Annotated in this window: 2 protein-coding genes; both read right to left on the bottom strand. The window is 58.6% G+C overall.

Annotated features, from left to right (window positions below):
- Positions 1-441 (bottom strand): type VI secretion system contractile sheath large subunit (locus tag J5M56_RS23660; RefSeq protein ID WP_207937903.1); only part of this gene is annotated, 441 nt, incomplete at its 3' end.
- A gap of 25 nt (positions 442-466) precedes the next feature.
- The coding region (gene tssB / locus J5M56_RS23665; protein ID WP_207937904.1) for a type VI secretion system contractile sheath small subunit at positions 467-817 on the bottom strand (351 nt) is incomplete at its 5' end.

Below are 817 nucleotides of genomic sequence, written 5' to 3' on the forward strand. Positions count from 1 at the left end.
GTATTCAGCGGTGTAGATATGCTTGTACAGGCCCGACTGCATGACTTCCGGCGAATCTTCGAAATCGTCCAGCAGGTCTTCTTTGGAGACGTTGAGGATTTCGATCTTGATATTTTCGCGGAAGTTGGTGCGGTCGACCAGCAACTGCAGACCACGCCACGACGATTCCAGCGCCTGGAAATCCGGGTGGTTCAGGATCTCGTCCATCTGACGGCTGAGCTTGGCATCGATCTCGGCGATCATGCGGTCAACCATGGCTTTCTTGACCGGCTCACCGTTGTTCTGCGGCTTGAGCAGCTCTTCGATGAACGCCGACACGCCACGCTTGGCGATGTCGTAGGCTTCGTCGTCCGGGGTCAGACGGGTTTCGGCGATGATGCTGTCGAGAATGCTGTATTCGCCGCTGGCGGCGCTCTTCTCTTGTGCTGCGCTAGTGCTCATTGTGTTGGCTTCCTTGGCAAGAGTCTCAGGCGTCCGGGGCTGCGGCGTTCAGGCCCAGCTCACCGAGTACGCGACCGCGGGATTCGTCGTCGGCGAGCACGCCTTCGATCGCTTTACGGAACGCAGGTGCGTTACCCAGCGGGCCTTTGAGGGCCACCAGCGCATCGCGCAGTTCCATCAGTTTTTTCAGCTCAGGCACTTGCTCGACCAGGCTGGCCGGGTTGAAGTCCTTCATCGAATTGACGCGCAATTGCACGGCCAGCTCTTCAGCCTCGCCATCTTCCTGCAGACGGTTCGGCACGCTTAGCGTCAGACCCAGCTCTTGCTTGGCCAACACTTCGTCGAAGGTCATCTTGTCGATGCTGATCGGCTTGCG

Source organism: Pseudomonas sp. 51_B (assembly GCF_017491595.1).
Taxonomy (GTDB): domain Bacteria; phylum Pseudomonadota; class Gammaproteobacteria; order Pseudomonadales; family Pseudomonadaceae; genus Aquipseudomonas; species Aquipseudomonas promysalinigenes.